The sequence below is a fragment of the Citrobacter sp. Cf088 genome, from assembly GCF_030334295.1.
In the GTDB taxonomy this organism is placed as follows: domain Bacteria; phylum Pseudomonadota; class Gammaproteobacteria; order Enterobacterales; family Enterobacteriaceae; genus Citrobacter; species Citrobacter freundii.
In genome coordinates, this window is sequence record NZ_JAOWEE010000057.1 from 64,053 (window position 1) to 87,278 (window position 23,226).

Here is a 23,226-nt window from a genome sequence, read left to right on the forward strand (position 1 = left end):
GATAATTCTGACTAGCTGGTAGACTTCTCCCACAGAAATGTTTTTCTTTTAGGAAAGTTTTCAGGTCACGCAACATGTCATCATTAAATATTAAGCAAGATAACGTTTCGGAATTTACTGGCTATCCTCAGCCAGCGGCAAACGCAAATGAAATCGATTTAGTGAACCTAATCGAAATCTTATGGCGAGCAAGAACGAAAATTATCGCGACCGTTTTCGCCTTTGCTTGTGTGGGTATTCTGGTATCTTTCCTGCTTCCGCAAAAATGGACCAGTCAGGCAATCGTGACCCCCGCAGAACCGGTCCAGTGGCAGAGTCTCGAGAATACGTTGACCAAATTGCGCGTGCTGGATATGGATATTAGCGTTAGCCGTGGTGATGTGTTTAACCTGTTTATCAAAAAATTCCAGTCGCCTTCATTGTTAGAAGAATATCTGCGCTCTTCACCTTACGTGATGGATCAATTGAAAGGCGCTGATATCGACGAAATGGACCTGCACCGGGCAATCGTGAGGCTCAGTGAAAATATGAAAGCGACCGACAGCAATGCAGCAAAAAAGAATGAAACCTCGCTGTATACCGCATGGACGCTGAGTTTTACCGCGCCGCTAGCCGAAGAAGCCCAGTCTGTGCTGAAGGGCTATATCCAGTATATTTCTGATGTTGTAGTGAAAGAAACGCTGGAAGATATTCGCAATAAACTATCCATCAAAACCAGCTTCGAGAAAGAAAGGCTGGAGATGGATCGCGTCAGGCTCAAGAACCAACTGGAAGCAAATATCCAGCGACTGAACTACTCGCTGGAGATTGCCAATGCCGCCGGGATTAAAAAGCCGGTCTACAGTAATGGCCAGGCGGTGAAGGATGATCCCGATTTCTCTATTTCACTGGGTGCTGACGGCATCGAACGTAAATTAGAAATAGAAAAATCAGTAACGGATGTTGCTGAAATTAACGGTGAATTACGTAATCGGCAGTATCACGTTGAGCAACTGTTAGCGATGAATGTGAGCGACGTAAAATTCACACCGTTTAAATATCAACTTACGCCTTCGCTGCCGGTGAAAAAAGATGGCCCGGCTAAATCAATGATCGTTATTCTGGCCGCATTACTAGGTGGAATGGTGGCGTGTGGTGGCGTTCTGCTGAACTATGCCATGGTGTCGCGTAAGCAAAAAATGACGTTTATTGATCAGCAACTGGTGTGATGAATTATCGTATGGCGGCAAGCCAGCCGCCTTACGATAACGCGTGTTATTTGCTGCGTCCAAGCGGCACTACTAACGGCGTTCCGGCAACTGGATCGTCGATAATCATACAGCGCAGTCCATAGATTTTTTCAATAAGCTGCGCGGTGACGATCTCCTTCGGTGCACCCTCGGCAATAATTTTTCCATCTCGCAGCGCAATCAGATGCGTCGCATAGCGACAGGCCTGATTCAGGTCGTGCAAAACGGCGGCCAGCGTGTAGCCTTTTTCCCGGTTTAACTCACTCAGCAGTTCCAGCAGATCGATCTGATGACTGATATCCAGCCAGGTGGTGGGTTCATCAAGCAGCATAATCGACGTTTCCTGCGCCAGCACCATCGCAATCCATGCACGTTGACGTTGTCCGCCGGAAAGGGTATCCACACTTTGTGATGCCAGGTGGGTGATACCCGTCGCCTGCATGGCGTTTGAGACCGCAATTTCATCCTCTTGCCGCCAGCGGGTAAACAGCGGCTGGTGCGGATAGCGCCCGCGGGCAACCAGCTCCTGTACCGTAATATCTCCCGGCGTGGTGGCGTTTTGCGCCAGCAAACCTATTCTTCGGGCGACTTCCTTGCTGGCATAGTGTTGAATATGCTCGCCGTCGAGCCACACCTTGCCGTTCGCGGGTGTCATCAGGCGACTAAGCGTGCGCAGCAATGTCGATTTCCCGCAGCCATTTGGCCCGATAATCGCGGTGAAGTGACCGTCGGGAATCGACACATTGAGGTTTTCCGCCACGGTAAACTTGCCATAACCCAGCGTTAGCTGGTCGCCACGCAAACGGGCTACTGATTCGGTCATTTTTTGCGGGACTCCTGAATTAACAAGACGATAAGATAAATACCGCCGAGGCTTACGGTGACAACGCCCACCGGAAGCTGATAAGGCATAAACAGCTGTTGGGCGCATAAATCCGCCATCAGCAGCAGCAACGCGCCGCACAGCGCTGACAGGGTTAATCCCCAGCGCGATGTGCCGCTTATACGTCGCGCGATATGCGGCGCGACAAGGGCAATAAACGAGATAGGACCCGCCAGCGCGGTGGCGGCAGCGGTCAGTACAACCGCAACCAGCATCATCATCAGACGCGAGCGCTCAACGCTGACACCAAGCGCACAGGCGCTGTCATCACCCATTTCCAGTAAGCGCATCCGGCGTACCAGCAATGTGGCGCATACCAGCATGATGATAATCAGCGGGGCAGACGGCCAGGTTTTGGCCCAGGTCAGGCCATTGAGCGATCCAGCGTTCCACAGTCCGGCCGTTAGCGCGGTTTCTAATGATGCTTTCAGCAGTAGCCAGGTGTTGAACGCCACCAGCATGGCGCGTATGCCGATACCAATAATAATTAGCCGGAAGGTGTCGATCCCATTGCGCCAGGCGAGCGCCCAGACCACCAGAGAAGTCAGGATCCCACCGAGCATGGCCGCCAGCGCGATTGCGGTAAGATGCTGTCCGAACAGCACCATTGCCACCAGCACACCGCTCCAGGCCCCGGTATTGAAACCCATCACATCCGGGCTACCCAGCGGGTTACGCATCAGCGACTGAAATATTGCGCCGCTCACGCCGAGCGCTGCGCCAATCAATAGCGCCATGAGCACGCGTGGCAAACGCCATTCGGTCACCACCAGGGTAATACTGCGCGGCGCATCGCCGAGCAGGGCGGCAATAATTTGCTGGGTTTCCAGCGTAACAACGCCGCTACGCAGGCTCCATAAACCAATGACGAGACAACCTGCAACCAGCAGCAGGCTGCTGATTATCAGGCGGCGGGAGAGGTGCATCATGCGCCACCCCCGCGCGATTTACGGCGTACCAGAAAGATAAGCACCGGCGCGCCGATGAAAGCGCTGACCACCGACACGCGCAGCTCGCCGGGAACAATCAGGCGACCGATGATATCGGCAATCAGTAACAGAGAAGGGGTTGCCAGCAGGGTGACGGGCAGTGACCAGCGGTGATCCGCCCCCACCAGCCAGCGCGCCATGTGAGGTATCATCAGGCCGATAAAGGCGATAGGACCGACAATCGCGGTCGCGCTGCCGCACAGTACGGTAATCACCAGCAGGCCAATAAACTGTGTGCGAGCGACTTTACTACCAAGCGCGGTAGCTGTGTCGCTCCCGAGGCTCAGGCTATTCAGGGCACGACTGAGGAACAGTGCGACAGCCGCGGCAATCAGTACTGGTACCAATACCACCTTCAGCGTTTGCAGGCTGCGGATATCCAGTGAGCCAGCTTGCCAGAAACGCAGCTGATCGTAAACGTCCGGGTTGAGCAGGGCGATGCCGGTGGATAATCCTTCCAGCACCGCGCCCAGGGCAACGCCCGCCAGCGTCAGACGTACCGGGCTTAACTGCCCACCGCCCTGACTACCGGTAAAAGCTACGATCAGCGACGCAGCCAGCGCACCGCAAAAGGCCATCAGCAGTTGTTCTTGCGCAGAGGAGAAGCCGAACAGCGCGGCCCCCAGCACAATAGCAAAGCTGGCACCAGAGTTGACGCCCAGAATACCGGGATCGGCGAGAGGATTACGCGTGAGCGTTTGCATTAAAGCGCCAGCCAGGCCCAGCGCACCACCGGCGAGTAGCCCTGCCAGCGTGCGCGGCAGACGTGCGTCTAGCACGATGGTGCAATCAGCGCTTTGACAAGTGCCCGTGAGCGCATCCAGCACCACGGAGGCAGGTAGCGACTTGGCGCCAATAACCAGACTTAATACCGTGGTCAGAACAAGTAATAACAATAGTCCGGGCACGGCGAAGGCGCGTGTCGCGGAAACAGAGCATGACATATCAACTTCCCTGATAATGATAGTAATTATCGTTATCGATCTTATTTGGATATGTTAGCATGTGCAGCCATCGAATGGATATTGAAAAAGTACCTGGTAAGGCTCTGTAATGAATCGACAATCATGGCTGCTCAATCTCAGCCTGTTAAAGACCCACCCTGCATTTCGTGCAGTCTTCCTCGCCCGTTTTATTTCCATTGTCTCTCTGGGGCTACTCGGCGTAGCGGTTCCGGTACAAATCCAGATGATGACCCAGTCGACCTGGCAGGTCGGTTTGTCGGTGACGCTGACCGGCAGTGCAATGTTTATTGGCCTGATGGTGGGCGGTGTGCTGGCCGACCGCTATGAGCGTAAAAAAGTGATCCTGCTGGCGCGTGGTACCTGTGGCATTGGCTTTATTGGCCTGTGTTTGAATGCGTTACTTCCCGAACCGTCGTTACTGGCAATTTATCTGCTTGGCTTATGGGACGGTTTCTTTGCTTCGCTGGGCGTGACTGCTTTACTGGCGGCGACGCCAGCGCTGGTCGGGCGGGAGAATCTGATGCAGGCCGGGGCGATTACCATGCTGACGGTGCGTCTGGGATCGGTAATTTCGCCGATGCTTGGCGGGGTGCTGCTCGCGACCGGCGGCGTAGCCTGGAACTACGGACTGGCGGCGGTGGGGACCTTCATTACCTTACTACCGTTGCTGAGTCTTCCCGCGTTGCCGCCTCCGCCGCAGCCGCGTGAGCATCCGCTGAAATCGCTGCTGGCAGCATTCCGCTTTCTGCTTGCCAGCCCACTGATTGGCGGTATTGCACTGCTCGGTGGTCTGTTAACCATGGCGAGCGCCGTGCGCGTGCTGTATCCGGCGTTGGCGATTAACTGGCACATGTCGAGTGCGCAAATTGGCCTGCTGTATGCGGCTATTCCGCTGGGGGCAGCCGTGGGTGCATTGACCAGCGGACAACTGGCGCACAGTCTTCGTCCTGGACTGATTATGCTTGCATCGACCGTGGCTTCATTTCTGGCTATCGGTCTGTTTGGCTTGATGCCCGTTTGGCAGCTTGGTGTGGTTTGTCTGGCGCTGTTCGGCTGGTTGAGTGCGGTCAGCTCTTTGTTGCAGTACACCCTGTTACAGACGCAGACGCCGGAAGCGATGCTCGGGCGAATTAATGGTTTGTGGACCGCACAGAACGTCACCGGCGATGCGATTGGCGCGGCGTTGTTAGGTGGTCTGGGCGCGATGATGACGCCAGTTGCTTCGGCAAGCGTGAGTGGGTTTGGGCTGGTGATTGTCGGTCTTTTACTGCTGCTGTTGTTGGGAGAAGTGCGCCGATTCCGGCAAGTCCCCGTAAATGTCTGATCGCGTTGTGCTCTACGGATTGTAGGCCGGATAAGGCGTTAGCCGCATCCGGCGCTGGCAATTAAAACAGAGCCGACAGACGTTGCAGCAGCAGCATTGCGCTGTAGTAGTCGAGACGGAAGGTTTCCGTACCCAGGGCGTAAACACGTTTATTTTGTACGGCTGGCAGATGCGCCAGAAGCGGATTAGCGTAAATAGCATCGGCATCTTTGCTGTCGCCAGCAAACAGGAACAGCGCTTCGCCGTTCAGGCCTGCCGCCAGGTTCTCACCGCCAAGCTGGATGATATCGTGGCGTTTGCCCTGACTCTGGCTGGTATGCAAGTTGGCAGGCAGCGTTGCCAGCGTGAACCCTAACTGCTCCATCAGCTTGCCTTGCGCTGACTCAGGCGTCCACAGGTTGGCGCTGTGCGCCGCGGCGGTATATACCAGCGCGCTGACCGGCTGTGGTGGCAGGGTAATACGTTGCTTAACTGCCTGTAGTTGCTTATCAAACTCGGCAATACGCGCAGCAGCCTGTTGCTCCTGACCGGTAATTTCACCTAACTGGGTCAGCAGCGACTGCCAGCTTTTATCGTCGTAATTAATGATTAGCGTTGGCGCAATGGTGGACAGCTGATCGTACAGCGCGAGGGCAGAATCGCCCCCGGTGGCGCTTACCAGAATCAAATCCGGCATTTGCGCCGCAACGGCCTCCGCGCTCGGTTCGCCGATATACAGGCGGCTCAGTTTGCGTTCTTTTGCCACTTCGCTCCACTGGCGTAAAAAGCCCTGCGCATCGCCGATGCGATTGTTCGGCGTAGTGGCACCGCTGGCGATGACCGGGGCATCAATCGCCAGCAGCGAACCGGTGAGGGTCACGCTGGTGGAGACAATTCGCTGCGGTTTATGCTCCAGCGTATGCGTGCCGCGGCTGTCAGTAACCTGACGCGGCCAGTCGGCGGCGTGACCTGAAGAAATTCCTGAAAGAGATAAACCTGCCAGTAAGAGCACGGTGCGGCAAAAAGAGGGGAGACTCACGAATCAGCTTCCTGTTATCAATATAAGTAATGCTTCTCATTTTCATTGTTAGCGAGCAAGGATGCAAGCCAAAGTCGCACATTGTGCTACCACAAGAGTTGACATACCGCCGCTTTACTTTTAGGTTAGCGACCGAAAATATAAATGATAATCATTATTAGAGCCTTTATCATTTTTGGAGGATGATATGGATACGTCACTGGCCGAGGAAAAAACGCAGACTATGCCGACGCTCGCTCCCGACAGTTTTTTCTTTATGTCGCCGTACCGTAGTTTTACGACGTCAGGATGCTTCGCCCGCTATGCGGAACCGGCAATTGATGGCGATTCGCCAGACAGCCCTTTCCAACAAAAAATGAACGCACTGTTTGCTGATGCCAAATCGCAGGGTATCGCGAACCCTGTCATGGTCGGGGCGATCCCTTTTGACACCCGCCAGCCATCATCGCTGTTTATTCCCCAATCGTGGCAGAGCTTTTCTCGTACGGCGAAGCAGCAATCATCACGTTACTTTACCGCGCATCAGTCGCTGAACGTCGTGGAACGTAAATCGATCCCGGAACAGGACTTTTTTGAAGATATGGTCGCCCGGGCGGCTGCGCTGACGTCCACTCCGGAAGTCGACAAAGTGGTGTTGTCACGCCTGATCGATATCACCACCGATGCCAACATTGACAGCGGTGCGCTGCTGGAGCGTCTGGTGGCGCAAAATCCAGCGAGCTACAACTTCCATGTGCCGATTGAAGACGGCGGCGTATTGATTGGTGCCAGCCCGGAATTGCTTCTGCGCAAAGAAGGCGAGCGTTTCAGTTCTCTGCCGCTGGCGGGCTCTGCACGTCGTCAGCCTGATGATGTGCTGGATCGCGAAGCAGGGATCCGCCTGCTGGCATCTGAGAAGGACCGCCATGAGCACGAACTGGTGACGCAGGCGATGAAAAATGTATTGCGCGATCGCAGCCGTGAACTGCAACTGCCTTCTTCTCCGCAGCTGGTTACTACGCCGACGCTCTGGCACCTCGGCACGCCGTTTGAAGGTAAAGCCAACGCGCAGGAAAACGCCCTGACGCTGGCGTGCCTGTTGCACCCGACGCCTGCACTGAGTGGCTTCCCACATCAGGTTGCGCGCAAGCTTATCGCCGAGCTGGAGCCGTTCGATCGCGAACTGTTCGGCGGTATTGTCGGCTGGTGTGATGCCGAAGGTAACGGTGAGTGGGTAGTGACGATCCGCTGTGCGAAGCTGCTGCGCAATCAGGTGCGTTTCTTTGCCGGAGCAGGAATTGTTCCAGCCTCTTCCCCGGTTGCGGAATGGCGTGAAACGGGGGCCAAGCTATCCACGATGTTGAATGTTTTTGGACTGCATTAAGAGCCTTGTGGACTGGTTTTAAGGAGCAAAAATGAGTATTCCATTCACCCGCTGGCCGGAAGAGTTTGCCCGCAGGTATCGTGAAAAAGGTTACTGGCAGGATTTGCCGCTGACCGACATTCTGACCCGTCACGCCGACAGCGACCATACGGCGGTTATTGATGGTGAACGCCACCTGAGCTATCGCCAGCTGAATCAGGCCGCTGACAATCTAGCCTGCAGTTTGTGTCGCCAGGGGATTAAACCCGGTGAAACCGCGCTGGTACAACTGGGCAATGTGGCTGAGCTGTATATCACCTTCTTTGCGTTACTCAAGCTGGGCGTAGCTCCGGTGCTGGCCCTGTTCAGCCATCAGCGTAACGAACTCAACGCCTATGCCAAACAGATTGAACCGGCGCTGCTGATTGCCGATCGCCAGCATACGCTGTTTAGCGGGGACGATTTTCTAAACACTTTTGTGGCCGAACACAATTCAGTGCGCGTGGTGCAACTGCACAACGACGAAGGTGAACACAATCTACAAACGGCGATAAGCCAACCTGCGACTGATTTTACTGCTACACCGTCGCCCGCTGATGAGGTGGCGTACTTCCAGCTTTCCGGCGGGACGACCGGGACGCCAAAGCTGATTCCTCGCACTCATAACGATTACTACTACAGCGTACGTCGCAGCAATGAGATTTGCCACTTCACCGGGGAAACGCGTTATTTATGCGCAATCCCGGCGGCGCATAACTACTCCATGAGCTCGCCAGGCGCGCTGGGCGTGTTCCTTGCGGGTGGAACCGTCGTGCTGGCGGCCGACCCGAGCGCTACCCTGTGTTTCCCGCTGATTGAACAGCATCAGGTTAACGTCACGGCGCTGGTGCCACCTGCGGTGAGCCTGTGGCTGCAGGCGATTGCGGAGTGGGGCAGCAATGCGCAATTGGCTTCGCTGAAACTGCTACAGGTCGGTGGAGCGAGACTTTCCGCCACGCTTGCGGCGCGTATTCCGGCTGAGATTGGCTGCCAGTTGCAGCAGGTCTTCGGCATGGCGGAAGGGCTGGTGAACTACACCCGTCTGGACGACAGTCCTGAGCGCATCATCAATACCCAGGGTCGCCCGATGTGTCCTGATGATGAAGTCTGGGTAGCAGACGCTGACGGCAACCCCTTAGCCCTGGGAGAGACCGGACGCCTGATGACACGTGGTCCGTACACCTTCCGTGGTTATTTCAAAAGCCCTGAGCATAATGCCAGCGCCTTTGACGCCAACGGCTTTTACTGTTCCGGCGATCTGATCGCTATCGACCCGGATGGCTACATCACCGTTCAGGGACGCGAAAAGGATCAGATCAACCGCGGCGGGGAGAAGATCGCTGCTGAAGAGATTGAAAACCTGCTGCTGCGCCATCCAATGGTTATCCATGCAGCGCTGGTCAGTATGGATGACGAACTGATGGGCGAGAAAAGCTGTGCCTGGCTAGTGGTAAAAGAGCCGCTGCGCGCGGTTCAGGTGCGCCGTTTTCTGCGCGAACAGGGTGTGGCGGAATTCAAATTACCCGATCGTGTTGAGTGTGTTGAGTCATTACCGCTGACTCCAGTGGGGAAGGTAGATAAAAAACAATTACGTCAGTGGCTGGCATCACGTTCACTGGCCTGAAGGAGAAATAGAAATGGCAATTCCTAAACTGCAGGCTTATGCGCTACCAACGGCGCTCGATGTTCCGGTGAACAAAGTCGACTGGGCATTTGACCCTGAACGCGCCGCGCTGCTGATCCACGACATGCAGGATTATTTTATCGGCTTTTGGGGCGATAACTGTCCGATGATGGAGCAGGTCGTCGCGAACATCGCCGCGCTGCGCCAGTACTGCAAAGAGCATAATATTCCGGTGTATTACACCGCTCAACCGAAAGAGCAGAGTGATGAAGACCGCGCTCTGCTCAATGATATGTGGGGACCGGGCCTGACGCGTTCGCCGGAACAACAAAAGATCGTTGAGGCGCTGGCGCCAGATGAAGCGGATACCATTCTGGTGAAATGGCGTTATAGCGCATTTCATCGCTCCCCGCTGGAACAGATGCTCAAGGAAACCGGGCGTAATCAACTGATCATTACCGGGGTGTATGCGCATATTGGCTGTATGACCACCGCAACTGACGCTTTCATGCGTGACATCAAGCCGTTTATGGTTGCCGATGCGCTGGCGGACTTTAGCCGTGATGAACACTTGATGTCGCTGAAATACGTGGCGGGACGTTCCGGGCGTGTGGTTATGACCCAGGAATTATTACCGGCGCCGGTTCCGGCCAGTAAAGATGCGTTGCGCAGCGTTATTCTGCCGCTGCTGGATGAGTCCGAAGAGCCGATGGATGACGAAAACCTGATCGACTATGGGCTGGATTCCGTGCGCATGATGGCGCTGGCGGCGCGCTGGCGTAAGGTTCATGGTGATATTGATTTCGTGATGCTGGCGAAAAAACCGACCATTGACGCATGGTGGGCTCTGCTCTCCCGCGAGGTGAAGTAATGGCCGGATTTGATTTTGCCGGGAAAACCGTCTGGGTAACCGGGGCGGGAAAAGGGATTGGCTACACCACGGCGCTGGCGTTTGCGAATGCAGGTGCTGAGGTGACTGGATTCGATCGCGAATTTCCTCAGGATAACTACCCGTTTACGACCGAAGTGCTGGATGTGGCGAATGCCGGACAGGTAGCTGAGGTGTGCCAGCGCGTCCTCAAAGCGCGCGAGCGTTTGGATGTGTTGGTCAATGCCGCAGGTATTTTGCGTATGGGTGCCACCGATGCGCTAAGCGCTGAGGAGTGGCAGCAGACGTTTGCGGTTAACGTTGGCGGAGCGTTCAATCTGTTTCAGCAGACGATGGCGCAGTTTCGTCGCCAGCAGGGCGGGGCGATCGTGACCGTCGCGTCGGATGCGGCGCACACGCCGCGTATCGGCATGAGTGCTTACGGTGCGTCAAAGGCCGCGTTGAAAAGCCTGGCGCTGACCGTCGGACTTGAACTGGCAGGCAGCAGTGTGCGTTGTAACGTGGTTTCTCCGGGGTCGACCGATACCGACATGCAGCGTACGCTGTGGGTCAGCGATGACGCGGAGCAACAGCGCATTCGTGGATTTGGCGAGCAGTTTAAGCTTGGGATTCCGCTGGGGAAAATCGCCCGGCCGCAAGAGATCACCAACACTATTTTATTTCTCGCTTCCGATCTGGCCAGCCACATTACATTACAGGATATCGTGGTGGACGGCGGTTCCACGCTGGGGGCATGACGATGATCTGGAAACGTCATTTGACGCTGGATGAACTCAATGCCACCAGTCAGAACACGATGGTGGCGCATCTGGGAATGGTCTATACCCGACTGGGTGATGATGTGCTGGAAGCCGAAATGCCGGTGGATAGCCGAACGCATCAGCCGTTTGGCCTGCTGCATGGCGGCGCGTCGGCGGCCCTGGCGGAAACGTTGGGTTCGATGGCGGGTTATCTGATGACGCGCGACGGGCAGTGTGTGGTGGGGACGGAACTAAACGCCACGCATCATCGGGCGGTATCGCAGGGGAAAGTACGCGGCGTTTGTCAGCCGTTGCATCTTGGGCGTCAAAATCAAAGCTGGGAAATCGTCATCTTTGATGAGCAGGGACGACGCTGTTGCACCTGCCGTTTAGGCACGGCGGTGATGGGGTGAAAGATAAAACGCGTCTGAGCATACCAGACGCGTTTTTGTGTAGATTACCAGCTATAGTGCAGGTTAACGCTGCCACTGAGATCGCTGAAATCGTTGTTTCCTTTCTGCCCTGTTGCCTACGCGCTAATGTTCCATTGATTGTTGATAGCGGCCTGGATCCCGAGTTTTATTTCAGCGCGATCGGCGGGAAGATCCAGGTTTACCGCTGAGTTATCAAAGGATACCGCCATATCATCGGTCATATGTAGCCAGTTGACTTCGGCGAATGGCTGAAGAACCGCATTGGTTGTCGGTGACGAACCCTCGACGCGAAGACCGAGGCGAGTGGTCCAGTTTTCGCTATTTTGACCGTCAATACGCGTATTGTGTGCTTGCACGCTGTCCGCTTTGTAGCTTTGCCAGACAACCTGTAATTGCGGTATCAGACTTAACGATTGGTTACTGGCGAAGTCCATCGTATATCGATAGCCGCTTTCCAGAGAGAGCGCGTTGGCGGTTGAGTCGTAATGTGTTGTTCCTGCATCACCGTTTTCAACGCTATTATCGTAGAAACCATATTGATACCAACTGTCGACATACCAGCCACGATGACGCATAGCATCAGCATACCAGGTTGCGTAAACGCCCAAATTGTAGCCGTCGATATCTCCGGTGGCTGAAAACTGGCTGCCATCTGCGCCGCGGTTTCCTGTGCTATCTGTACTGCCATTGATATAGCTTCCCATGAGTCCCAGCGTCAGACTTTGCTGACCGTTGTTCCAGGTGGCGATATCCCCGCCAAGTTGGAACTGGACGTAATCGCTGTCCATGTCGACATTTCCATCCGCAGCAGTAGAGTCCGCGTTTCCGCCTTTTACACGTAGCCATAAGTCGCCTTCATGTGAACGATACTGGCTATCTTCACGGTCGAAAAGCGTTTGCATTTGTAGCTCGCGAGCCAGCCACTGATTCCCCAGATAAGCGCCGATATCGGCACGGTATTGTGGATTTGATGGTTTACCGTCGCTGCCGCCGTCGTCGGGGTCGACAGGGGTTACGTCGCTGCCGCTGTCGTCGGGGTCGACAGGGGTTACGTCGCTGCCGCCGTCATCGGGGTCGACAGGGGTTACGTCGCTGCCGCCGTCATCGGGGTCGACGGGGGTTACGTCGCTGCCGCCGTCGTCGGGGTCGACAGGGGTTACGTCGCCGCCGCCGTCGTCGGGATCGACAGGGGTGACGTCACTGCCATCGTCGTCAGGATCGACAGGAGTAATATCTCCCCCGTCATCGGGTGTCTCCGCCTGTGAGCGCAAATACCAATTTTCATTATCTTCGTATAAGCGATATTCGTACGGCCCAATCAGGACCCGATTGCCCAGCGAGAAAGCATCATCTGTTGATGTACCGCCAACATTCACAATTTCAATACCCTGGTCGGTGAATGCGCCTTCCCCTCCAGCCTGGTTGATGTACAGCGTGGTTTTACCGTCCACGTCACCCGCTACAATCAGTTCATCGGTCGGCGAGCTATCGTCGCCTAAATAAGTATTGAGTGTCAGGTTACCGCCAGTGCCAGTGTAGTTGCCGTTAATAGTCAATGTATTGCCCGGCGTCGTCCCCGAGCTTGCGATACTGCTCTTGTTGGTGACATTACCGTTTATGATAAAACCGCTTTGGGCGGCAGTATTATCGCCAAAGCGTAATGTTCCAGCGTTGTCCACGTTGCTGTTAACGGCGCCATTGCCACCTAAGGTTGAACCTTGCCCGACGGTGACATACTGCTGACTGCCTGCGGCACCAATAACGCCTGTCTCTGTTAGCCATAACGTCCCCTCCTGCACGGCGGTGGTACCGCTATAGGTGTTATTCGACGTCAGAGTGAGTGTGCCTTCTCCTTTTTTGGTCAGGCTCTTACCGTCCCAACCGCTGCGCGTGTCTGATGCGACGTCTTCCAGTTGGCTATTGACAGTAAACTGCTTGCCGCCATCGAGGGTGAATGTGCCGTGAGCAGGGGTGGCGACGGAGCCAGACTGTCCGGCATACCAGCTCAGGCCAACACCCAATTGGTATTGGGTGTTATCTGTGGCGCTGATTTGTCCGAATACTGACAGGTAATCCGGTATTGAGTCAGTATCCGTTGATAAGCTGGCAAAATCTTCGGTGATTGCAGTGTCTGTATCAATCAACGTAATAGTTTCAATGTCTTGTAATTGAGCGTCAGAGGTGAGTGTGCCGATATCCAGCGCATTGCCGCTATTACTGATATGTAAATCACCGCCTAACGCAATCTCACCCCCGGTAATCAATGGTGCGCTATTGGCGCTGGCCAGGGCTGCTGCGCTAAGATCAACATTCAGGATGCTACTTTCCTGCAACGTCAGGCTATTAGCATGTAATGTGCTGTCGGCTGCCAGTTCTACGGTACCCGCATTGTCCAGCGATGTCAGGGTTGAACTGTCAGTAACGAGCCATTTTCCTTGATCGGCGAGCGTAAGGCTAAGCTCAGAGTCCAGGCCCCGGGTGTTAAAGTCGTGATTGATGGATGTTGCGCCCTCAAAATAAGATCCCGCATCCATTGTCAGATTGATATATCCCCAGCCGCTGTTAACGATGTCGCCGATAATCGTCATTTTTCCCGTACCGTTGATGGTGCCACCGGGCAATATATTGCTGCCGGACGACACTTTAGGTACCCAGATAGCGACTCCATCGTCGTTGGTTTTAATCGTTGTGTCACCACTCAGATTGACGATGCCGCCCTGTTGAACCATAACGCCAGAAGCGTTGATGGCTCCTGTCATGTCGATGTTCATGTTGCTGGCATTAATAATGCCTGCGCGGGTAAAACTGTTATCGCCTATAGCCGAAAGCCCGTAGGAATTGGCTCCGTTCATAATGATGTCGGTATTGGAGATATTAATAGTTGAACCACTAAATTGTGCTGATGCGCCATAGCCTCCCGAGGCATAAATTGTGTTTCGATTATCCTGAGAACCGTTGAAATTGATCGTTGATGGGTCAGAAAAAGATGTGTTGGCTATCAGCCCGTACGTTTTGGCGGTGTCGATTCGTCCGTCGATCGTACTGCCTTCACCAATATTAACGACTGTGGCATACATGCTACTTTGGGCTGTTATCGCTGTTCCTTGCGCTGTTTTTACCGTCAGGTTATCCGCGTCAAGTTCCCCGTATCCTCGGCCAGTGAGGTAAATAGTTGATGCCGTTCCGGTGGCGCTGATGGAACTGCCTGAACCGAGATCTACCAGACCTCCCTCTATACGGATACCTTCGGTTTTGCCGCCGGTTACTTCAATTGTCAGGTTTTCGGCATGTGCTGCGGCAGTGACGTCTTCTTTTTTTGTCGCCGAATAATCTCCGACAAACAGACCATATCCTTCGGAAAAGCCTGCCACGGTTATGGTCGAGTCGTGGCCAAAGTCGATGTTGCCTGAGATGTCTGCGCCGCGGCCACTTGTGTGTTCTGTAGAGGTAGTGGATACATCGATCGTCAGGTTATTAGCAGCGATCTGACTTCCCCTTCCTGACGTCAATCCATAGGCCGTTCCACCTGGAGTGGAGAGCGTTATCTTACTGCCTTCACCCAGATTAATATGGTTGTTTGACCCTGTCTGGATTCCATAAATCATCACGGTATTTGCTGAGTCTGCCGTTGTGACATCGATAACCAGGCCGTTCGCATTGAGCGTTGTATCTTTGCCGAAATAGAGACCACTGCCTCTCTCGGTACCACTGTTGATTTCTATGTGGGTGTTGTCTCCCAGATTGAGCGTGGTTTTCTCTGCCCTGGAGGTATCGATACCCGTCGCTTTACCGGCGGAGTTGGAGGTGACATGAATGGAGCCACCATCCATGGTGAATGTATTACCGCCATCATAGAAAAAGACACCGGTACTATTTCCGTTCTGGGATTCAACGTTGATTTTGCTTCCTTGCCCGAAGTCGAGAGATGAATCCATACCGTGAATATAAACACCATAGGCGGTGTTGTTACTGGCAACGTTAATTAATAGGTTGTTGGCATCGATGCGAGTACCTGGATTTACTTTATTAATGTAAACACCATTTGTTGAGCTTGTAGTGGTTGAACCGGTATCGGTTACGTTAATCTGTGTATCGTTTCCTAAATCATTTATCACACCGTTATCGAGTTTAACGCCGATTGAACCGCTATCCCCCGTAACGTTAATTGATGCCTTACCCTCAATTTGCACTCCTTGACCACCGGTCACGGTGCTATCGATACCCGTCTCTCCTGATAATGACGTTATAGTGTCACCATTGTTCAGGATGATGGTTTCTCCGCTCTGTGGGCCTTTATCTGCGGCAAGGGCGGCGCTGGTCATGATGCCGACGGTTGATAAAAGCACCCCGGCAACGGTGGTTCGTACCCGATTATCGCCACGAGAGCGTTCTGACACGACGATGAACATGTTTCGCGCGATATTCCAGACAATGCGATAGCATTTATTCATTATTTATATCCTTATAAAATTATGCCGCTATTAATGAATAACATTCTGCGTAAAAAGATTTTGGATGTTTCTATGTATGCTTTTTAAATATATGTTAGAAGGTGGTGGTGATATTTTTATGTAATTTCACTTAATCAATGTTGCATTGGATTATAGGTAGGGGGTATCGCTAAAGGTAGCTTTTGATGTCTGATTTTTTATCAGGATTAATAAAAGCATTCCATGTATAAAAAATGAGAATATCCTAAGATTATTAATGGTTTTATAATTAAGGATGTTGCTACTTATGGTTTTAAAATAAGGGCACATCGCCAGAGTGATGAAATGCTAAATAATTATAATTTACTGTAAATGTATCTATGTTGATGATGAATTCTGTAATTGGCCTCCTGGGCAAGCAAAACGCTGGCCCAGCCGCATAAGTAACGTAATTGTTTCAGCTATAGTTGTAGCAAAGGTGATCCAGTTAACAATGCAATGTAAATAGTCAGTGATGTCTCAGGTTTATGTGGTTGTCAGGTTGTTAAAATCAGGAAAGATGTTATAGAAACAAAATGTAACATCTTTCTGGATCACGCAAACGGACAACAACTATGAATAAATCAGGGAAATACCTCCTCTGGACATTGCTCTCCGTTATCGGAGCATTTGCCCTGGGATATATTGCGTTAAATCGTGGTGAACAGATCAACGCGTTGTGGATAGTCGTGGCGTCAGTCTGTGTCTACCTTATCGCTTACCGTTTCTACGGCCTGTACATCGCGAAAAATGTACTGGCGCTGGACCCGACGCGTATGACGCCAGCCGTGCGTCATAACGATGGTCTGGATTATGTTCCCACCGATAAAAAAGTACTGTTTGGTCACCATTTTGCGGCGATTGCTGGAGCGGGTCCGTTAGTTGGACCGGTGCTGGCGGCGCAAATGGGCTATCTGCCGGGTATGATCTGGCTGCTCGCCGGGGTGGTACTGGCAGGGGCGGTGCAGGACTTCATGGTGTTGTTTGTTTCTACCCGTCGCGATGGTCGTTCCCTTGGCGAACTGGTGAAAGAAGAGATGGGCCCTACGGCGGGTGTTATTGCGCTGGTGGCCTGTTTTATGATCATGGTGATTATCCTCGCGGTACTGGCGATGATTGTCGTGAAAGCGTTGACCCACAGCCCGTGGGGAACTTACACCGTAGCGTTCACTATCCCGCTGGCGATTTTTATGGGGATTTACCTGCGCTATCTGCGCCCGGGCCGCATTGGTGAAGTGTCGGTCATCGGTCTGGTATTCCTGGTGTTTGCCATTATTTCCGGCGGCTGGGTAGCGGAAAGCCCGACCTGGGCACCGTACTTTGACTTTACCGGCGTACAGCTGACCTGGATGCTGGTGGGCTACGGTTTTGTCGCCGCCGTGCTGCCGGTGTGGCTGCTGCTGGCCCCGCGTGATTACCTCTCTACCTTCCTGAAAATCGGCACCATTGTTGGTCTGGCGGTAGGGATTCTGATCATGCGTCCGACGCTGACCATGCCAGCTCTGACCAAGTTTGTTGACGGTACTGGTCCGGTCTGGACCGGTAACCTGTTCCCGTTCCTGTTTATCACCATTGCATGCGGTGCGGTATCTGGCTTCCATGCGCTGATCTCCTCCGGAACCACGCCGAAGATGCTGGCGAATGAAGGGCAGGCTTGCTTTATCGGCTACGGCGGAATGCTGATGGAATCCTTTGTCGCCATTATGGCGCTGGTTTCCGCGTGCATCATCGATCCGGGCGTGTACTTTGCGATGAACAGCCCGATGGCGGTGCTGGCTCCTGCGGGCACGGTTGATGTAGTGGCTTCTGCGGCACAGGTAGTCAGTAGTTGGGGCTTTGCTATTACGCCAGATACTCTGCACCAAATCGCCAATGAAGTGGGTGAGCAATCCATTATCTCCCGCGCAGGTGGTGCGCCGACGCTGGCCGTCGGGATGGCGTACATTCTGCATGGCGCACTGGGTGGCATGATGGATGTGGCGTTCTGGTATCACTTCGCCATTCTGTTTGAAGCTTTGTTTATTTTGACGGCGGTTGATGCCGGTACACGCGCTGCGCGCTTTATGCTGCAGGACTTGCTGGGCGTGGTGTCACCGGGCCTGAAACGTACCGATTCGTTGCCTGCGAACCTGCTGGCGACGGCGCTGTGCGTGCTGGCCTGGGGTTACTTCTTACACCAGGGCGTGGTGGATCCTCTGGGTGGTATTAATACCCTGTGGCCGCTGTTTGGTATTGCTAACCAGATGCTGGCCGGTATGGCGTTGATGCTCTGTGCTGTGGTGCTGTTCAAGATGAAACGCCAGCGTTACGCGTGGGTGGCACTGGTCCCAACCGCCTGGCTGCTGATTTGTACCCTGACCGCTGGCTGGCAGAAAGCGTTTAGCCCGGATGCAAAAATCGGCTTCCTGGCTATCGCCAACAAATTCCAGGCGATGATCGACAGTGGTAACATTCCGGCGCAGTACACCCAGTCGCAGCTGACGCAGCTGGTGTTTAACAACCGCCTGGATGCGGGTCTCACCATCTTCTTCATGGTAGTCGTTGTGGTGCTGGGTCTGTTCTCCATCAAAACTGCGCTGGCAGCATTGAAAGAGGACAAACCAACTTCGAAAGAGACGCCGTACGAGCCGATGCCAGAGAATGTCGAAGAGATCGTGGCGCAGGCGAAAGGCGCGCACTAATATTCTCTTAACCAATGAGCCCTCTCCTGAACGGGGAGGGCGTTTGTACGACAGGGAATCACTATGTTTGAAACACTCGCCAAAGCCGGGAAGTATTTAGGTCAAACCGCCCGATTAATGATAGGTGTGCCGGATTACGACAACTATGTTGAACATATGCGCGCCACGCATCCGGAGCAAACGCCAATGACCTACGAAGAATTTTTCCGCGAGCGCCAGGATGCGCGATATGGGGGGAAAGGCGGCGCGAAGTGCTGTTGATTTTTTGCCGGATGGCGCTGACGCTTATCCGGCCTACAACATCGCATTTGCCGTTATAATTAGTCGTCGTAGGCCTGATAAGGCGAAGCCGCTATCAGGCATCCCATACACTAATCATACCGTAAACGACTCTACCTTTTCGAATGCTGCGCGCAGTATCTCCGGCGTTAACGTTACCGGCAGGGCGTGAATGGACTCCACCGGGCGCAGGGTGTGGGTAATCACTTTGTCGATTTCTGCGCGATTATTGATGTCCACGTCCAGTTGAGCTAATCGGGTTGGCAGGTTGAAGCGCTGATAGGCGGTAATTAACTGCGCCAGCACGGCATCTTGTCCCAACAACGCACTCTGCACCAGGATGCCGTACGCCACTTTAGTGCCATGTAAAAACTTCTCTGTTTGTGGGAGGACGGTCAGGCCATTGTGAACAGAATGTGCCGCCGCCACGCGGGTGTAGCGCTCGCCCAGACCACCAACCATGCCGCCTCCGGCAATAATCGCATCCACTACATCGCAAAACGCGCGGCTTAACGAGCTTTGTTGTTTGTCTGTCAGCGCCTGCTCGCTGCTTTCCAGCAGGACGTCGCGGATCGTCTGCGCGGCATCGATACCCAGACGAACAGTTAATGGCAGGATTTCTGGCTGAGGCGCAAGCACGACGGCCTCGTACCACTTCGCCAGCGTGTCGCCGATCCCCGCCAGTAGATATTCCTCTGGCGCATTGAGAACGATCTCGGGTTCGACCAGAACGAGGAAATTGGCATCAGGGAAAATTTCAAAATGCAGCGCCTGGCCTGCATCGTTATACCAGACGGAGAGCGGCGTCCAGGCAGCGCAGGTCGCCGCAATCGTAGGAATACCGACAAACGGCAGATCCAGACGACGGGCCAACGCTTTAGCGGTGTCGAGCAATGTTCCTCCGCCCACGCCAATCACCACGCTGCGATTCTCTCCCGACTCTTTTGCCAGTTGAGCAACATCGGTTTCGCTGCAATGTCCCGTAAACAGCAGGCGCTTAGCCTCGGCGAGATGAAATGTCTCTGGCAGATAAGGGCGGGCCGCATCGATAGCGCGCTCACCATAAACCCATACGGCGCGTGAAAGTTGGTCGGCAGTGAAAAAATCGTTGAGTCTCGACAGGCTGCCGGGATGGGAAAAATAGTTGGCCGGGCCGGTGACGACGCGAATCTCGGTATTACTCATGTTGTGTTGTCCTTTGGCTGTCCTGTCCAGGCAGGTTATTTTTATATAGACGTCTGAACGTCTTGATTGCCAAATACTAGCATCGTGTTATAGTGGCTTCAACCACAACATCACACGCTGGGATAACAATAATGAGTAATAACCCGCTGATTCCGCAAAGCAAACTGCCTAACCTGGGCACTACTATCTTCACGCAAATGAGTGCGCTGGCGCAGCAGCATCAGGCCATTAATCTCTCGCAGGGATTTCCTGATTTTGACGGTCCGCTCTTTTTGCAGGAGCGTCTGGCGTATCACGTCGCGCACGGTGCAAACCAGTATGCACCGATGACGGGCGTGCAGGCGCTGCGCGAAGCCATCGCGGATAAAACGGCAGACCTGTACGGCTACAAACCCGACGCGAATAGTGAAGTGACCATCACGGCGGGGGCCACAGAAGCGCTGTATGCCGCGATCACTGCGCTGGTGCGCCCAGGTGATGAGGTGATTTGTTTTGACCCGAGCTACGACAGCTATGCACCTGCGGTTGAATTATCCGGCGGGGTGGTTAAACGTATCGCGCTGCAACCACCGTCTTTTCGCGTCGACTGGCAGGCTTTTAGTGCCTTACTCAGCGACCGTACCCGATTGGTTATCCTGAACACGCCACATAATCCTTCTGCCACCGTGTGGCATCACGCCGATTTTGACGCGCTGTGGCAAGCAATTAAAGAACGCGAGATCTTTGTCATCAGCGACGAAGTTTATGAGCATATCTGTTTCGTCAGGCAAGGGCATGCCAGTGTGCTGGCACATTCAGAGCTGCGGGAACGCGCTGTTGCTGTTTCATCGTTTGGTAAGACCTACCATATGACCGGCTGGAAGATTGGCTACTGCGTTGCGCCAGCCGCCATTAGCGCTGAGTTACGCAAGGTACACCAGTATCTGACGTTTTCCGTCAACACGCCGGCTCAGTTGGCCCTGGCGGATATGCTACGAGAAGATCCTGCACACTATCGCGAGCTGCCTGCGTTTTATCAGAAAAAACGCGACGTGTTGGTGAACGCTCTGCGTGACAGCCGACTGGAAATTCTGCCGTGTGAAGGCACGTACTTTCTGCTGGTCGATTACAGCGCCGTTTCCACGCTTAACGACGTGGAATTTTGCCAGTGGCTGACCACTGAAGTGGGCGTTGCGGCGATACCGCTGTCGGTGTTCTGCGCCGATCCTTTCCCGCATAAACTGATTCGTCTCTGTTTTGCCAAGCAAGAATCGACGCTGTTAACAGCAGCTGAACGTCTGGTGTCGCTGTAGCTATTTCACCGTCCAGGCTTTGGAGAATCGACGGTCGGCGAACAACTCTTGCAGACCGTTGATTTGCTTCAGGCGTAACACCTCGTCGTTGTCCATGCCGAGATCCTTGCCAATTCTTTCTTCACTCCATCCCAGTTGCGATAGCTCGCGGACAATCTCGGACATGGCGTGGATTTGATGACGCCCACGGGCGCGGTTGTGGCGAATGGTCGCCGCCATACGCTCATGGCGTTCTCGTTCTAAACAGGCAACCGGCAGATATCCTTTAAGCCTGGGCCTCAGTGAGGCTTTGGCTTTACCTAACTCGTGGCGGTGGAAACCATCGACAATTTCGTATTCCTCTGCCGTTGAGTGAACCACCACAATGGGTTGTGTAAACCCGTCTGCTTCAAGGGACTTCAGCAGCAGCTTTTTCTCCGGCGGCGCAACGTTATTGGGGTTGTAGTCATTGGGTGAAATGTGATCATTTTTAACCCAAAGTACGCAATCTACGGGTTCCTCGCGAAAGGGACTGACGCTGTGTATCGCCCGTCTGAATTCATTGATGGCTTCAATTCGTTCTTCTTCTGACAGGCCAGAAAGAAAGCCGAGGAGTTCGTGAGTTAGTCGGTGTTGCATAAGATTCCCCATTCCTGGCGTTTTGTTTTCATACGTTCGTTATAGCGTTGGTAGTTTTTGGGTTTCGTTGGACTGAATGAAAGTGCCCGACACCAGTAGTCATTATTCAACAGGACTTTGCAGATACGTCGCCATGAAGGAATATCTTTCGAACCAATATCGCCTTCCTGAGTTTGCGGGATATTATCCATGCCTTTTTTCTTATACCACTGCAAATAGACGGCGATTTTATTGCGGTAATGCTCTGCGGTAGTCTCCGGCATGCTGTTCAATAGCAGCATGGCATATTCCTGCCAGCTTAAATGTTCTGGTTTAAGTATTTTCCGATGACCGTAAAAATGGTTGTCATGACCGGCATAAATACCCCCGCTTTTAACACCGCTGACGCGGGTGCACATAGCCGCCCAGCGCTCGGGTTCAATGACATGATATAGCCATAATCCCTGACGCTGTTCTGGGCCAAAGGGCTCACAAATACGCATGTAGCGCGTGGGAACACCAGCCTGATACATTAGATTGTATAATGGATTACACGGCATTCTGGTTTTTGCAAACCAGGTCCATATATCGGCGGTTTTCCAGTCATAGAGAGGATAAATATACCAGGTGTGTCCGCCGGGGGCGCTTGTAGTCCAGGGTTTATCATCGGCAAAGCGCTGTTTTTGCAAGTTGGCAATGGCAACAAAGCGGTTATATGACTCATCGGCGCGGATGCCCACCATCATGGCAGCCGGTCGTTTCTGTGAAAACCAGTCAGCGAACTCACGAACAAATTGTTCAAAAGTCATGCCGGGTTGATAGAAGGAGAAATATTCAGGATCGGTTATGGCATCTGCGGGCGGCTGGCGAACCCATTGTGTACCCGGCTCCCAACACTGCCATTCGGGTTGAAATTGTGACAGTGAATTTTGGGTAGTGAGCGGTAAGGCCACCCAATAAAATTGTTCGATGACATCGGCATAATGTTCACGTAGAGCTCCTACATAGTCGATAGTGCAGGAGAATTGTGCTTCCCAATCGATAAACAACACATTTATTTTTTTATGCAGTTGGCGTGCAAGCATGGCTGTCAGATGTAGCATTAGCCCTGAATCCTTCCCGCCGGAAAAGGAGACACAAACACGAGGTAGGGTTTCAAGTGTCCAGGTTATGCGCTCCAGAGCGGCTTCCAGCACGTTTTGACCAAGCGGGATTTTATAAATAGACATATTGAACTCATATCAGAA

The 23,226-nt window shown here is 53.5% G+C and carries 18 protein-coding genes; 10 read left to right on the top strand and 8 right to left on the bottom strand.

Translation table 11 applies throughout. The annotated features are described in order from the left end of the window. Positions 1–74: 74 nt before the first annotated feature. Positions 75–1,208 carry an LPS O-antigen length regulator Wzz(fepE) gene (wzz(fepE), locus tag OGV71_RS21320; protein WP_054528176.1) on the top strand — a complete coding sequence of 378 codons (1,134 nt, stop codon included), beginning with the start codon at positions 75–77 and terminating at the stop codon, positions 1,206–1,208. Positions 1,209–1,254: 46 nt separating this feature from the next. On the opposite strand, the gene fepC is transcribed toward wzz(fepE), so the two are convergent. The 3 genes from fepC to fepD are packed head-to-tail and all read right to left on the bottom strand — an operon-like array spanning position 1,255 to position 4,045. After that, positions 1,255–2,052, bottom strand: a complete 798-nt coding sequence (gene fepC, locus OGV71_RS21325) for an iron-enterobactin ABC transporter ATP-binding protein (protein ID WP_003022023.1) — start codon at positions 2,050–2,052, stop codon at positions 1,255–1,257. After that, positions 2,049–3,041 (bottom strand): iron-enterobactin ABC transporter permease, encoded by a 993-nt coding sequence (gene fepG / locus OGV71_RS21330; protein ID WP_003022026.1) that lies wholly within the window; start codon positions 3,039–3,041, stop codon positions 2,049–2,051. Before fepG ends, fepC begins: the two co-directional genes overlap by 4 nt. Next, the gene (gene fepD / locus OGV71_RS21335; protein ID WP_204583916.1) at positions 3,038–4,045 is read right to left on the bottom strand and encodes a Fe(3+)-siderophore ABC transporter permease; all 1,008 of its coding nucleotides are present in this window, start codon (positions 4,043–4,045) and stop codon (positions 3,038–3,040) included. The genes fepG and fepD overlap by 4 nt, the downstream gene beginning before the upstream one ends. A gap of 109 nt (positions 4,046–4,154) precedes the next feature. Here fepD and entS point away from each other — a divergent pair, with 109 nt between their 5' ends. Then, positions 4,155–5,390 carry an enterobactin transporter EntS gene (gene entS / locus OGV71_RS21340; RefSeq protein WP_204583914.1) on the top strand — a complete coding sequence of 412 codons (1,236 nt, stop codon included), beginning with the start codon at positions 4,155–4,157 and terminating at the stop codon, positions 5,388–5,390. Positions 5,391–5,451: 61 nt separating this feature from the next. Here entS and fepB read toward each other — a convergent pair whose 3' ends face one another. Beyond that, positions 5,452–6,408 carry a Fe2+-enterobactin ABC transporter substrate-binding protein gene (fepB, locus tag OGV71_RS21345; protein WP_003835643.1) on the bottom strand — a complete coding sequence of 319 codons (957 nt, stop codon included), beginning with the start codon at positions 6,406–6,408 and terminating at the stop codon, positions 5,452–5,454. 187 nt (positions 6,409–6,595) lie between these two features. On the opposite strand from fepB, the gene entC reads away from it, so the two are divergent. From entC to entH, 5 genes are read left to right on the top strand one after another with little or no spacing between them, the layout of a single operon-like run. Further along, positions 6,596–7,771: an isochorismate synthase EntC gene (gene entC / locus OGV71_RS21350; RefSeq protein WP_071696161.1), complete on the top strand. Its 1,176-nt coding sequence runs from the start codon at positions 6,596–6,598 to the stop codon at positions 7,769–7,771. Between the two features lie 31 nt (positions 7,772–7,802). Beyond that, on the top strand, positions 7,803–9,413 hold the full coding sequence (entE, locus tag OGV71_RS21355) for a (2,3-dihydroxybenzoyl)adenylate synthase (RefSeq protein WP_204583912.1): 1,611 nt from the start codon (positions 7,803–7,805) through the stop codon (positions 9,411–9,413). Between the two features lie 13 nt (positions 9,414–9,426). Beyond that, a complete protein-coding gene (locus tag OGV71_RS21360) occupies positions 9,427–10,284 on the top strand; it encodes an isochorismatase (RefSeq protein WP_204583910.1) in 858 nt (285 codons plus the stop codon). Next, positions 10,284–11,039 (top strand): 2,3-dihydro-2,3-dihydroxybenzoate dehydrogenase EntA, encoded by a 756-nt coding sequence (entA, locus tag OGV71_RS21365; protein ID WP_071696163.1) that lies wholly within the window; start codon positions 10,284–10,286, stop codon positions 11,037–11,039. The genes OGV71_RS21360 and entA overlap by 1 nt, the downstream gene beginning before the upstream one ends. A gap of 2 nt (positions 11,040–11,041) precedes the next feature. After that, positions 11,042–11,455, top strand: a complete 414-nt coding sequence (gene entH, locus OGV71_RS21370) for a proofreading thioesterase EntH (protein WP_003022055.1) — start codon at positions 11,042–11,044, stop codon at positions 11,453–11,455. A gap of 116 nt (positions 11,456–11,571) precedes the next feature. Here entH and OGV71_RS21375 read toward each other — a convergent pair whose 3' ends face one another. Beyond that, positions 11,572–15,927 (bottom strand): autotransporter outer membrane beta-barrel domain-containing protein, encoded by a 4,356-nt coding sequence (locus tag OGV71_RS21375; RefSeq protein WP_286533992.1) that lies wholly within the window; start codon positions 15,925–15,927, stop codon positions 11,572–11,574. Between the two features lie 593 nt (positions 15,928–16,520). On the opposite strand from OGV71_RS21375, the gene cstA reads away from it, so the two are divergent. Together cstA and OGV71_RS21385 are read left to right on the top strand one after the other, a co-directional pair. Beyond that, positions 16,521–18,626 carry a pyruvate/proton symporter CstA gene (gene cstA / locus OGV71_RS21380; RefSeq protein WP_003022061.1) on the top strand — a complete coding sequence of 702 codons (2,106 nt, stop codon included), beginning with the start codon at positions 16,521–16,523 and terminating at the stop codon, positions 18,624–18,626. 63 nt (positions 18,627–18,689) lie between these two features. Continuing rightward, positions 18,690–18,887 (top strand): YbdD/YjiX family protein, encoded by a 198-nt coding sequence (locus tag OGV71_RS21385; protein ID WP_204583908.1) that lies wholly within the window; start codon positions 18,690–18,692, stop codon positions 18,885–18,887. A 114-nt stretch (positions 18,888–19,001) separates the two neighbouring features. On the opposite strand, the gene OGV71_RS21390 is transcribed toward OGV71_RS21385, so the two are convergent. Continuing rightward, positions 19,002–20,090 carry an oxidoreductase gene (locus OGV71_RS21390; protein WP_204583906.1) on the bottom strand — a complete coding sequence of 363 codons (1,089 nt, stop codon included), beginning with the start codon at positions 20,088–20,090 and terminating at the stop codon, positions 19,002–19,004. A 131-nt stretch (positions 20,091–20,221) separates the two neighbouring features. Between OGV71_RS21390 and OGV71_RS21395 the strand changes: the two genes are divergently transcribed. Next, on the top strand, positions 20,222–21,382 hold the full coding sequence (locus tag OGV71_RS21395) for a pyridoxal phosphate-dependent aminotransferase (RefSeq protein WP_204583904.1): 1,161 nt from the start codon (positions 20,222–20,224) through the stop codon (positions 21,380–21,382). On the opposite strand, the gene OGV71_RS21400 is transcribed toward OGV71_RS21395, so the two are convergent. Together OGV71_RS21400 and OGV71_RS21405 are read right to left on the bottom strand one after the other, a co-directional pair. Then, complete coding sequence (locus OGV71_RS21400) at positions 21,383–22,000, bottom strand: IbrB-like domain-containing protein (RefSeq protein ID WP_046669852.1); 618 nt, start codon at positions 21,998–22,000, stop codon at positions 21,383–21,385. Continuing rightward, positions 21,985–23,208, bottom strand: a complete 1,224-nt coding sequence (locus OGV71_RS21405) for a phosphoadenosine phosphosulfate reductase (RefSeq protein ID WP_286533996.1) — start codon at positions 23,206–23,208, stop codon at positions 21,985–21,987. Before OGV71_RS21405 ends, OGV71_RS21400 begins: the two co-directional genes overlap by 16 nt. Positions 23,209–23,226: the final 18 nt, after the last annotated feature.